Source organism: Bradyrhizobium sp. HKCCYLRH3061, assembly GCF_051168015.1.
Classification (GTDB): Bacteria; Pseudomonadota; Alphaproteobacteria; order Rhizobiales; family Xanthobacteraceae; genus Bradyrhizobium.
This window is the reverse complement of the sequence record NZ_JBNPUE010000005.1, coordinates 217,650-229,576: the sequence shown is the minus strand read 5'-3', so window position 1 is coordinate 229,576 and position 11,927 is coordinate 217,650. Positions and strand designations below refer to the sequence as shown.

At 64.9% G+C, this 11,927-nt stretch carries 9 protein-coding genes and 1 pseudogene; all 10 read right to left on the bottom strand.

The genetic code is table 11. The annotated features are described in order from the left end of the window. Window positions 1-9: 9 nt before the first annotated feature. Window positions 10-339: a rhodanese-like domain-containing protein gene (locus ACQR2C_RS11785; protein WP_315714496.1), complete on the bottom strand. Its 330-nt coding sequence runs from the start codon at window positions 337-339 to the stop codon at window positions 10-12. Between the two features lie 108 nt (window positions 340-447). Next, entirely contained in the window at window positions 448-2,370 is a 1,923-nt protein-coding gene (locus ACQR2C_RS11780; RefSeq protein ID WP_434881182.1) for a potassium transporter Kup, read from the bottom strand. Between the two features lie 151 nt (window positions 2,371-2,521). Next, window positions 2,522-4,420 (bottom strand): potassium transporter Kup, encoded by a 1,899-nt coding sequence (locus tag ACQR2C_RS11775; protein WP_434881181.1) that lies wholly within the window; start codon window positions 4,418-4,420, stop codon window positions 2,522-2,524. A gap of 280 nt (window positions 4,421-4,700) precedes the next feature. Then, window positions 4,701-5,531, bottom strand: coding sequence for a flagellar motor protein MotB (locus ACQR2C_RS11770; protein WP_434881180.1), 831 nt, complete (start codon window positions 5,529-5,531; stop codon window positions 4,701-4,703). Between the two features lie 36 nt (window positions 5,532-5,567). Beyond that, window positions 5,568-6,341: a motility protein A gene (locus ACQR2C_RS11765; RefSeq protein WP_315714499.1), complete on the bottom strand. Its 774-nt coding sequence runs from the start codon at window positions 6,339-6,341 to the stop codon at window positions 5,568-5,570. A 164-nt stretch (window positions 6,342-6,505) separates the two neighbouring features. Next, window positions 6,506-6,868, bottom strand: coding sequence for an Hpt domain-containing protein (locus ACQR2C_RS11760; protein ID WP_315803098.1), 363 nt, complete (start codon window positions 6,866-6,868; stop codon window positions 6,506-6,508). Next, the gene (locus ACQR2C_RS11755) at window positions 6,865-9,054 is read right to left on the bottom strand and encodes a hybrid sensor histidine kinase/response regulator (protein WP_315803097.1); all 2,190 of its coding nucleotides are present in this window, start codon (window positions 9,052-9,054) and stop codon (window positions 6,865-6,867) included. Before ACQR2C_RS11755 ends, ACQR2C_RS11760 begins: the two co-directional genes overlap by 4 nt. A 289-nt stretch (window positions 9,055-9,343) precedes the next feature. Continuing rightward, window positions 9,344-10,063 (bottom strand): RraA family protein, encoded by a 720-nt coding sequence (locus tag ACQR2C_RS11750; protein ID WP_434881179.1) that lies wholly within the window; start codon window positions 10,061-10,063, stop codon window positions 9,344-9,346. Between the two features lie 110 nt (window positions 10,064-10,173). Then, complete coding sequence (locus tag ACQR2C_RS11745; RefSeq protein ID WP_315803095.1) at window positions 10,174-11,064, bottom strand: CDP-alcohol phosphatidyltransferase family protein; 891 nt, start codon at window positions 11,062-11,064, stop codon at window positions 10,174-10,176. Between the two features lie 87 nt (window positions 11,065-11,151). After that, a pseudogene (locus ACQR2C_RS11740) lies at window positions 11,152-11,856 on the bottom strand (phosphatidylserine decarboxylase); the annotation flags it as partial. Window positions 11,857-11,927: the final 71 nt, after the last annotated feature.

The window sequence follows — 11,927 nt, the reverse complement described above, 5'->3', positions numbered from 1 at the left end:
GATCGCCTGTCAGCCGCCAGTCCTGGTCGGCAGGCCAGCCGCCTTCCAGCCGAGCATACCGCCCTGGAGATGCTTGTCGTAGGGCAGACCGGCGGCCTGCGCGGCCAGCGAGGCCGTCACCGAGCGCTTGCCGGAGCGGCAGGCGAACACGACGTCCTTGCCTTGCGGATCCGGGATCAGCTTCGGGTCGAAGCCCGACAGCGGAACGACGACGCCGTCCGGATAGGCTTCCGCAGAAACCTCATTCGGCTCGCGCACGTCAACCAGAAGAATTCGCCCTTCCGCGATCCCCTGGGCCACGTCCTGCGGGGTCAAATCGTGCACAACAGCCACGCCCATCCTCCAAGCCTTCAGCAGGGCCATATCGGCCCCAATCCGGTCGCCAAACTCACCCCAGACGCACCGAAAATCAAGCGCTTCGGCACGCTGAGGAGACGGGTCTCGAGCTCAGATCGTAACCTGGGTGCCGACCTCCACCACCCGTCCGCTCGGGATCTGGAAATAGTCGGTCGCGTCGTTGGCGGAGCGGCTCATTGAGATGAACAGGTGATCCTGCCAGCGCGGCATGCCTGAATGCGCAGCCGGCTTCAGCGCACGGCGCGACAGGAAGAACGAGGTCGACATGATGTCGAACTGCCAGCCGAGCTTGCGCGCGATCGCAAGTGCGCGCGGCACGTTGGGCGATTCCATGAAGCCGAAGCGCAACGTCACCTTGGAAAACGTCGGACTGATCTGCTCGAGGCGAACCCGTTCGGACGGCTCGATGCGCGGCGTCGGCGCGGTCTCGATCGTCAGGATGACGTTCTTTTCGTGCAGCACCTTGTAGTGCTTGAGGCTGTGCATCAGCGCGGTCGGCGCGCTCAAGGGATCGCTGGTCAGGAACACGGCCGTGCCGGCCACCCGCTGCGGCGGACGCTTCTCAAGCATGGTCACGAGATCGGCGAGCGGGAATTCGAGCTTGCGCGACTTCTCGAACAAGAGCCGGCTGCCGCGCCGCCACGTGTACATCAGCGTCATCACGAAGCCGCCCAGCGCCAGCGGCACCCAGCCGCCTTCGAACACCTTCAGGAGATTCGCCGCCAGGAAGGTCAGATCCAGGAACAGGAACGGCGCGATCAGCGCGGCCGCCGCAATCGGCGACCATCGCCAGACCTTCCAGATCACGACGAAGCCCATCATGGCCGTGACGACCATTGTGCCGGTGACCGAGATGCCGTAGGCCGAGGCGAGCGCGCTCGATGACTTGAACATCAGCACCAGCAGCATGACCGAGATCAGCAGCAGCTTGTTGATGCGCGGAATGTAGATCTGGCCCGAATGCGCCTCGGAGGTGTGGCGGATCTCGAAGCGTGGCAGCAGGCCGAGCTGAATCGCCTGCCGCGTCAGCGAATAGGCACCGGTGATGACGGCCTGGCTCGCGATGACGGTCGCCATGGTGGCGAGCGCGACCATCGGGATCAGCGCCCACTCCGGGAACATCAGGAAGAACGGGTTCTCGATCGCCTTCGCGTCGGCGATCACCAGCGCCCCCTGCCCCAGATAGTTCAGCGCCAGCGATGGCAGCACGATGAACAGCCAGGCAGTCTGGATCGGCCGCTTGCCGAAATGGCCGAGGTCGGCGTACAGCGCCTCGGCGCCGGTGACGGCCAGAAACACCGCGCCGAGCGTGACGAAGCCGATGATCCCGTGATGCAGCATGAAGGTCACGGCATTCAGCGGGTTGATTGCCCACAGCACCTCGGGATGGCGCAGGATCGGCGGCAACGCCGCAATGCCGATCACCAGGAACCAGATCAGCATGATCGGACCGAAGAACGCCGCAACCTTGGCCGTTCCGCGCGCCTGGACAGCGAACAGCGCGACCAGAATCACGACGGTCAGCGGCACGACGTAGGGCTCGAACGCTGCCGTGACCAGCTTGATGCCCTCGATCGCCGACAACACGGACAGAGCCGGCGTGATCACCGCATCGCCATAGAACAGCGCGCCCGAGATGATGCCGAGCAGCACGATGATGCTGGCGCCGCGCGCGACTCCGCGCTGGGCGAGCGCCATCAGCGCCAGGGTGCCGCCCTCGCCGTGGTTGTCGGCGCGCAGCAGGATCACGACGTATTTGAGGGTCACAACGACGATGAGAGCCCACAGGATGAGCGAGATCACCCCCATCACGGCGTGAGGCGCAGGCTCGCCGCTGCTGCTCGCAGCCAAGACCGCTTCACGCAACGCGTACAGCGGGCTGGTGCCGATGTCGCCATAGACGACACCGATGCTTCCCAGTGTCAGCGCCGCGAAGCTCGCCGTGGAATGGGCGTTGCCATGCCCGTTGGTCGCCGGCGCTTCCGCGGGCGTAGCTGCGACGTCGACTGTCATGGGGTAGCCCCCTCGAGGACTCGTTAATGCTTCACTGCACAACGCGGCAGAGCGCGCGGCTTATAGCGGCAGCGCGTTACGACGGACCCGTCGGGAATGCGCCTCAGCCATGCATTTAAGCATGCACGAGCCGTCAGGGAAGTCCAGCCGATCAAATCGTTACCTGGGTACCTACTTCGACGACCCTGCCCGTGGGAATCTGGAAATAGTCCGTGGCGTCGTTGGCCGACCGGCTCAGACCGATGAAGAGATGGTCCTGCCACGTCGGCATGCCCGACTGGGACGATGGCTTCAACGAGCGCCGCGAGACGAAGAACGACGTCGACATGATGTCGAACTGCCAGCCTAGCTTGCGCGCCACCGCAAGCGCGCGCGGCACGTTCGGGGATTCCATGAATCCGAAGCGCAGCCGCACCTTGGAAAACTTCTCGCTGATCTTCTCCATGCGCACGCGCTCCGAGACATCGACCCGCGGCGTCTGCGCGGTCTCGATGGTCAGGATCACGTTGTGCTCGTGCAGCACCTTGTTGTGCTTGAGATTGTGCAGCAATGCGGTCGGCACCGAGGTCGGATCGCTGGTGAGAAACACCGCCGTCCCCTTGACGATGTGAGGAGGCCTCTTCTCCAGGCTGCTGATGAGGTCATCCAGGGGAACCTCGATCTTGCGCGTCTTGAGCACCAAGATCGCCGAGCCGCGCCGCCAGGTCCAGATCGTCACCACCATCGCGGCACCGAACAGCAGCGGAACCCAGGCTCCTTCAAGGAGCTTCAGCAGGTTGGCGCTGAAGAAGGTCATATCGACGATGACGAAGGGAGCGATCACGGCCGCCGCCACGGCCGCACGCAAGTTCCACAGCTTCCAGATCACGACGAAACCCATGATGCCGTCGGCGACCATGGTGGTGGACACTGCGATGCCGTAGGCGGAGGCGAGATTGCTCGAGGTCCGGAACAGCAGCACCAGCAGCAGCACGCCGATCAGCAGCAGCCGGTTGACCCGCGGCAGATAGATCTGGCCGGCATGGCTTTCGGACGTGTAGCGCACCTCGAAACGCGGCAGCAGCCCGAGCTGGACCGCCTGGCTGACCAGCGAATAGGCGCCCGTGATCACGGCCTGGCTCGCGATGACGGTGGCGGCGGTGGCGAGCACCACCAGCGGCAGCACCAACAGTTCAGGCACCATCCGGTAAAACGAATTCTCGAGCGCGGCCGGGTCGGATAGCACCAGGGCGCCCTGCCCGAAATAGTTGATCAGCAAGGCCGGAAGCACGAAGAACAGCCAGGCCGACTGGATCGGCTTGCGGCCGAAATGACCGAGATCCGCATAGAGTGCCTCGCCGCCGGTGACCGCGAGGAACACCGCGCCCAGGGTGACCAGGCCGATCGTGCCGTGCGAGAGCAGGAACTGCACCGCATAATAGGGATTGATCGCCGCGAGCACGGAGGGGTCGTCGCGGATGTGGACGAGTCCCATCACGGCGAGGGTGGTGAACCATGTGACCATGACCGGGCCGAAGGCGGAGGCGACGCGCGCCGTCCCCTTGCTCTGGACCGCGAACAGTACGACCAGGATGAACACGGTCAGCGGCACGACGTAGTGCTCGAGCGCGGGCGCCGCGAGCTTGAGGCCTTCGACCGCCGACAACACCGAAATCGCCGGCGTAATCATCGAGTCTCCGATGAACATCGAAGCGCCGATCACGCCCAGCGACATCAGGAACAGGCTGCGCCGACCCAAGGCCCGCTGTCCGAGCGCCATCAGCGACAGCGTTCCGCCCTCGCCGTTGTTGTCGGCGCGGAGCAGCAGCAGGACGTATTTGGCCGTCACCACGATGAACAGCGACCAGAGGATCAGCGAGAGCACCCCGAGCACGATGATCCGCGACACCGGCTGCCCCTGAGCGGCGCCGTGCGCGGCCTCGCGAAAGGCGTAGAGGGGCGAGGTGCCGATGTCTCCGAACACCACGCCGATGCTGCCTAGCGTCAGCCCCCAGAACCCCGACGTGCTCGCGGTGTCCTGTCCTTCGGTCGATGTCGCGCTGGCCGTCATGTTGCTCGGAACGCATCTTCCCTGTTTGGCCCGGCGCGTGTGAACGTAGACCGTTCGCAGGTCAAGTCTCTAGCGTAAGCAGACCGCTGTTCCCAGGTCGCAACCAAACGGCATGGCTGACACGGATGTCGCATGCCGCATCGCGGCAAGTGCCTTTAGCCCAGGCATCCTGAGGCAGATGTCGGATCTACCCCCGGCGAATCAAGTGCCCGCTGATGCTCTTCGTTGCCGTTCGCAAGCCGCCATGCGGCATTATGATGCGGCAAGCGAAGCATCCCGGCTACGGCTTCAGATCGGGCGGCAATGGCGGGTCTTCCCGCATCAGGGTGATCGTCACGCGGCGGTTGGCTGCCAGCGACGGGTCGTCGGGAAACAGCGGCTGGGTGTCCGCCTTGCCGGAGACGGCATAGATGTGGCTCGCCGGCAGCCCTTCTCGCTCCAGGATCTGGCGCACCGCATTGGCGCGGTCCGCCGACAGGTCGAAGCCGCCATAGTCGCTGCGGGCGGGAACGAAGCCGGCGGCCGTGTGCCCGGTGATCTGGACCCGAAGCGGGGTCGCCTTGAGCGGGGCAGCCAGCTTCTCTATCAGGCGTCGCGTGCGGTCGAACGGCACCTTCGAGCCATCAGCGAACATCGACCGCCCGTCCTGGTCGACGATCTCCAAGTTGAGACCCTGCTTGGTCTCTTCGAACATGATGTGCTTGGAGATCTCGGTCATCTCCGGCATGTCCTGCAGCGCCTGGCGCAGCGAGGCGGACGCCAGCGCGAACTGGCGATCGATCTTCAGCTTGGCGCCATTGGTATGCTGGCGCTCCTCCTGCTCGGGGCTCGGCTCGCGCGCGGTCTCCTCCGGCGAGATGTGGGCGGCGTTCTTGAGCTTCGGCCGGGTCGGCAGGCCGTCGGATTCCACGATGCCCGAATAGCGCGACTCGGTCTGCACGCCGAAGGCGTCGCGCATCGAGCCTGCGACGACCTTCAGCTTGTTGTTGTCCATGGTCGAGAACGCGACCAGCATCACGAAGAAGCTGACCAGAAGTCCCATCAGGTCGGCAAAGGTCACGAACCAGCCGTGACCGCCGCCGTGCGCATCGCCCCTCTTCTTCTTGGCCATTGCCTACCCCACCCCGGATCGCCCCGCCGCAGCCGATCAGGCCGGCACGGGCTCGCCTTCGGCGTGGCGATGCTTCTCCGGCAGATAGGCCAGGAGCATTTCGCGGACCAGGGCGGGACTCTTGGAGTCGCGGATCATCAGGATTCCGTCGATGATCAGCGTCCGGTTGGTTTCCTCGTCCAGCAGCTTGCCATGCAGCTTGTCGGCGATCGGCAGACAGATCAGGTTCGAGACCAGCGCGCCGTACAGGGTCGCGAGCAGCGCGGTCGCCATGAACGGGCCGAGCTTCGAGGGGTCGGTCATGTTGGCGAACATCTGCACCATGCCGATCAGCGTGCCGACCATGCCGAACGCCGGAGCGCAGTCGCCGATGGCGCGATAGATCTTGCTGCCTTCGTCCAGGTGCATCAGGAAATTGTCGCGGTCACGCTCGAGATTGTCGCGGATGAATTCGAGGTCGTAGCCGTCGGCCACGTAGCGGATTCCCTTGGCGAGGAACGGCTCGTCGGTCTCGACCTTTTCCAGGCCGACCGGGCCCTGCTTGCGCGCGATCTCGGCGATGCGGGCGAGCTCGTCGACGAGCTCGCGGGCCGACAGGCGGCTCATGGTGAAGGCGTACTTCATTCCAAGCGGAACGCCGTGCAGCATGACGCCCAGCGGGAAGCGAATCATGGTGGCTGCGATCGAACCGCCGAAGATGATGATTGCGGCGTGCTCGCTGACGAACATCTCGAGATCGCCGCCCAGCAGCATCATCGTCGCGATGACGATCACGCCAGCCACGAGCCCCGCACTCGTCATAATATCCATGAGTCAACTCCACCGCGTACGCAAACCACGGACCCTGCCGGACCGACGCGGTGCTTCTGGACCGCATGTCACGACACTAAATGTCCGCCATTAAGGACGAGTTACTGAATTCGGTAGGCATAATGAAAGGTAAACAGCAGCGCCGCAGACGACGCCGACCTCGCTCAAGCGACCGACGATCCGGACTTGAGCAGGTTCGCCGCGGCGAAGACGGCTGACTGGTCGAATGATCGCTGCATCTTGTGGACCATCTCCAGCATCTGCGCCGGCTCCATCGTCGCCGATCCCACCTCGAGTTCGCGCGACAGGCGCGACAGCGCCGAGAAACCGAACGTCGCCGACGAGCTCTTGATCGAATGCGCCTCGCGCCTGAGTTCGAGGCGATCCTCGAACTTGGCCGCAAGCGTGCCGAACTTTCCGGACGTGTCGTCGAGGAACGTGCGCAGGACCTCCAGCGCATCCTCCTCGCCGAGCTCGGAGACCAGGATTTGATAGACGGATTCGTCGAATTGCACCCAGTCGGTCATGCGACAAGCCTTTCCTTGTGTGTAGCAGCGGCCGCGCGAAGCAGAGCGGCATTCAGTCGATCGCGCGTGACCGGCTTGGTCACGAAGTCGTTCATGCCGGCGTCGGTGCACGCCAGATGATCCTGGCTGGTGGCGTTGGCCGTCAGAGCGACGATGTAGATGTCCTGCGCGGGCGGCGGCAGCGAACGGATCATCCGCGTCGCCGTGAGCCCGTCCATCTCGGGCATCATCATGTCCATGAGCACGAGGTCGTAAGGCTGCTTCTGCACGGCTGCGATTGCCTGCGTGCCGTTCTCGACGATGTCGTAGCCGTGACCAAGCTTGTCCAGGAGCTTTTTGATGACGAACTGATTGGTCAGATTGTCCTCGGCAACGAGGATCTTCAGCGGCGCGAGGCTGCCCGGACGTTCCTCGGCGATCGTCTCGCCGACCGGCACGATGGTCGCCTCGGGCGCGCTCACCTGCTCGACGTCCGGCTGCGGCTGGACCTGGATCGAGAAGGTGAAAGTGCTGCCCTCGCCCACCTTGCTCTGCACCTTGATGTCGCCGCCCATGCAGGTGACGAGGCGCTTGCAGATCGCGAGCCCCAGACCGGTGCCGCCGAAGCGGCGCGAGATGGAATTGTCGACCTGCGAGAACTGCTTGAACAGCCGGCTGACGGCGTCTGCGGGAATGCCGACGCCAGTATCGGCGACCGAGAACACCAGCGTCAGGTTCGGCCCGGCAAGGTTCTCGGCACGCACATCGATATGGACGCCGCCCGATTCGGTGAATTTGAGCGCATTGCCGACCAGGTTGAACAGCACCTGGCGCAGCCGCGCGGGATCGCCGACCACGTAGTTCGGCACGTCCGGCGCGATCGACGTCGTCAGTTGCAGGCCCTTTTCCCTGGCGCGGGACACCAGCAACTCGGCGGTCGCCGTCACCGACCGGTGCAGGTCGAACTCGATGTGCTCGATCTCCAGACGATCGGCATCGAGCTTGGAGAAATCGAGGACATCGTTGAGCAGTTGCAGCAGGTAATCGGCCGACTCGCGCAAGGTTGTCGCGATCTTGCGCTGCTCCGGCGCGAGGTCCGCCGACAGCAAGAGATCGGCAAGGCCGATGACGCCGTTCATCGGCGTGCGGATCTCATGACTCATCATCGCCAGGAATTCGGAGCGCGCCCGCGTACCTGCCTCGGCGGCATCGCGTGAGGCGGCAAGTCCCGCCTGATAGCGCGCAATCAGGATCGTGATGATGCCGATGACCACCGTCAGCAACGCCCCGACCAGCAGATCACGATCGCGGTTGAGCTTGAAGGCGCTGAAGATCTCCTCGGAGGCCTGACCGACGATGACCACCAGCGGCAGATCCTTGATGCGCTGGAACGAGTAGATGCGCGTGATGCCGTCGATCAGACTTTTGAAGGTGTAGAAGCCGCTGCTTCTGTGCTGAATGGCGCTCATCACCGGGCTGCCGGCGAGCGAGGATCCCACGCCCCCCGGACCGGCCGAGGCCCGTGCGCGCACGATGCCGTCGAGACCGAGGAGTGTGACATTGCCCTTCTTGCCGAGATCGACCGAATTGTAGAAGCTCGACAGATATTCGGGGTCGAGCGAGACCACCACCACGCCGCCGAACGAACCGTCCGGCATGATGATGCGGCGGGTCAACTGGATCGACCATTTGTTGGAGACACGGCCGAAGATCGGCTTGCTGATGAAGAGAAAATCATCCTTGCCGTCGGCATGAACGCGGAAGTGCTCGCGGTCGCGCAGGTCGAGGCCGCGCATCTTCGGATCGATGTTGCTAGACAGCATGATGCCGTCCTTGCCGATCACGACGACCTGAAACGAGAAGTCGGACAGGAACTGGCTGTTCTTCGACCATAGCGACATGTCGAAGTTGTGCGGGTCCCTGGCATAGGAGTCGCGGACGTAGAGCAAGGTCTGATCTGCCGCGCGGATCGAGCGGATGATCTGCTCCTCGAACGCGCGGGCCAGATTGGCGCCGTTCTTCAGCGCCGACTGCTCGGTGCGCGTATACTCTTCGGAGATCGTGTAGAAGATGCCGGCCCACACCAGCGCGATCGCCGAGAGGCCGATCGCGGCACTGCCGAAATGTCCGATCAGCCGAACCATCCTGTCGACGGTCCGGTCGACCCGCCCGAACAACGGCCTCGATTTCGATATCAGCCTGCGCATGTCCTTCGCCCTCGGGCGACATGCCTATCGGGACGGGCTAGCCATCAGGTAAAGCTTGATGGATAAAATCTTCTCAACGAGCGACGGCCGCTTAACCTTCGGCGAGTCCCGGCCTGTTTGCGGGTAATTCGTCACCGCGTTCGACATTTTCGGCCGAAGCTCAGTCGTCCCCCCGTAGTCATCCGGATGCGGTTGCAGCGTCGCAGTTCGGCGAGCGCCCTGCGCAAGGCCGGCGAGCCGCACCGTCGAGCGGCACGGCTCGCTCATTTGGACCGGAGCGAAGCGACGCTCAATGAATCTCCGCCGACCGCTTCAAGGCGGCCTTGAGCTTCTCGAGCGAGAAATCCGCAGACCGCGCGATGTCCAGGATCGGCGTTTCACGGCGCGCGCACAGCTCGGCCGCCTCGGGAAGCTTCGCGGCGATGTCGGCGGGGATGACGATCGCACCATGGCGATCGGAGTGGATCAGGTCGTCCGAGCGCACGGTCATCCCGGCGACGCGGACCTCGCCGCCGAAGCTCTCGGCATGCACCCACGCGTGCGACGGACCGATCGAGCCCGCCAGAGCCTGGAAGCCGGCAGCCCATTGCGGAATGTCGCGGATCGATCCATCCGTGATCACGCCGAGGCAGCCGAGCGCCTTGTGGACGTTGCTCTGCACCTCGCCCCAGAACGCGCCGTAGCCGATGTCGGGGCCATCGATATCCTGGATCACGACGATGCGCGGACCATGACCGGTGCCGACATATTCGTAGTAGTCGGTGCGCCGCCTCGCCTGCTCGTCCGCCGGCAGGCCCGACTTGACGACGGACCGGATCGTCGCCGTCCGCGCGTAGCCGACCATGGGCGGCAGGTCCGGGAACGGGCACACCAGCGGCTTGGTCGTGTAGCCGATCAGGCGGCGCTCGGGCGCCACGATCTCCATCGCGTTGCAGATGGTCGGCGTGTCATAGCGCGCGAGCACCTCGAGGACGGAAGCAGCGAGGGGCGCGGCGGCAGTGCTTGTCACGGGCGTTTCTCCGGATGATGCGGACGGCATTCGCGGGCCGTCCTTGGCCATCCGGTATAACTGAGGCGCCGAAGCCGGCAAAGCGCGGGCTCGGTCGGGGCGCCCTGCGCTCAGTGCAGCCGTTCCGGCGGCCGCTGCCCCTGCTCCGCCGCCGGCACGCCGGTCGGCGCAAAAGCCGTCGTGGATGAAGACGAGGCGTGCGACGCTGCAGCCGCGGCACCAAGGACCGCGGCGTGCCGCGCCGCCTGCTGCCGATACAGCCGCCAGCCGAACGGAAGGCTCAGGATGTAGAGGATCGATCCGGCCGACAGGATGTGCCAGGGATAGACCACCAGCAGCGCGACGAAGAACACCACCGCGGCGAACACCGGCAGCACGAGTTCGGGCGAGACGCGCATCCGCGCGGTCTTGCCGGAGAACACCGGCAGCCGCGACACCATCAGGAAGGCGATCAGCAGCGTGTAGAACGCCGTCAGCAGCGCCGGCGGCCTCGGCAGGTCCAGGAACGCCAGATAGACGGGCAGCAGCACGGTGATGGCGCCGAGCGGGGCCGGCACGCCGGTGAAGAAATTGGCGGCGAAGGGCGGCTTGTTGGGATCGTCGATGCTGGCGTTGAAGCGCGCCAGCCGCAGCCCGCCGCTGATGGCGTACATCATGGCGGCGATCCAGCCGCCGTCGTGCAGCTCATGGAGCTGCCAGAAGTACAGGATCAGGCCGGGCGCCACGCCGAAATTGACGAAGTCGGCCAGGCTGTCGAGCTCGGCGCCGAACTTCGACTGGCCCTTGATCATGCGGGCGATGCGGCCGTCGATGCCGTCCAGAAAGGCGGCGAAGACGATGGCGCCGACGGCGAGCTCCATCCGCCCCTCGGTCGACAGCCGGATTGCGGTGAGGCCGGCGCAGATCGCCAGCAAGGTGATCATGTTCGGCACCAGCAGCCGCACCGGGATCGGGCGGAAACGGCGGCGGCGCAGTTCGGGAGAGTTCAGATCGAAGCTCATGATCACACCACGTGTGGTTTGTCCGGGACCTTGTGCCTGAACACGGCTCAAGGTCTCCTTAATGGGTCACCAGCGGGCAGCGACGGTTCACTGGCTCCGGAACGTCAGGCCGGGCACGGGCACGTCGAAATCGGCCAGGATCGTCTCGCCGGCGATGGCGGTCTGCCCCTCCGAGACCAGAACCTCAGTGCCGTCAGGAAGATAGACGTCGAGCCGCGAGCCGAAGCGGATCAGGCCGAAGCGCTCGCCCGCGCCAATGGTCTGCCCCTCGCGCACGAACGACACGATCCGGCGCGCCACGAGGCCTGCGATCTGGACCACGCCGATGCGGCCATGCGGCGTCGAGATCGCGAGCGAGTTGCGCTCGTTGTCCTCGCTCGCCTTGTCGAGCTCGGCATTGATGAAGGCACCCGGACGGTAGGAGATCTTCTCGATCCGGCCGGCCACCGGGCTGCGGTTCACATGGACGTTGAACACGCTCATGAAGATCGAGACCCGCAGCAGCGGCCGGTCGCCGAGGCCGAGCTCGGCCGGCGGCAGGGCGCGCGTGATCATGGAGATGCGTCCGTCGGCCGGCGCCACCACCAGCCCTTCCCGCTGCGGCGTGACCCGGATCGGGTCGCGGAAGAACAGCGCGCACCAGACGGTGAGCAGCGTGCCGATCCAGCCGAGCGGGGTGAATATCCAGAACAGGATCAGGCTGACGAGGGCAAATCCCCCGATGAAGGGGTAGCCTTCCGGGTGGATCGGCGGGATCTGAGCGCGGATGGAATTGCTGATCGACATGGCCTGCTTCGTTGAGTGTTGTCGCTCTGACCCTCAGAGCGGACCGCCGCCTTGACTAGGTCGATGGCCGGCGAAGG

What these genes read in the sequence shown, in the direction of transcription:
- ACQR2C_RS11770 (WP_434881180.1), bottom strand. Translation starts at nt 5,531, where the DNA reads ATGGCCAAGAAGAAGAGGGGCGATGCGCACGGCGGCGGTCACGGCTGG.
- ACQR2C_RS11780 (WP_434881182.1), bottom strand. Translation starts at nt 2,370, where the DNA reads ATGACAGTCGACGTCGCAGCTACGCCCGCGGAAGCGCCGGCGACCAAC.
- ACQR2C_RS11785 (WP_315714496.1), bottom strand. Translation starts at nt 339, where the DNA reads ATGGGCGTGGCTGTTGTGCACGATTTGACCCCGCAGGACGTGGCCCAG.
- ACQR2C_RS11745 (WP_315803095.1), bottom strand. Translation starts at nt 11,064, where the DNA reads ATGAGCTTCGATCTGAACTCTCCCGAACTGCGCCGCCGCCGTTTCCGC.
- ACQR2C_RS11775 (WP_434881181.1), bottom strand. Translation starts at nt 4,420, where the DNA reads ATGACGGCCAGCGCGACATCGACCGAAGGACAGGACACCGCGAGCACG.
- ACQR2C_RS11760 (WP_315803098.1), bottom strand. Translation starts at nt 6,868, where the DNA reads ATGACCGACTGGGTGCAATTCGACGAATCCGTCTATCAAATCCTGGTC.
- ACQR2C_RS11755 (WP_315803097.1), bottom strand. Translation starts at nt 9,054, where the DNA reads ATGCGCAGGCTGATATCGAAATCGAGGCCGTTGTTCGGGCGGGTCGAC.
- ACQR2C_RS11765 (WP_315714499.1), bottom strand. Translation starts at nt 6,341, where the DNA reads ATGGATATTATGACGAGTGCGGGGCTCGTGGCTGGCGTGATCGTCATC.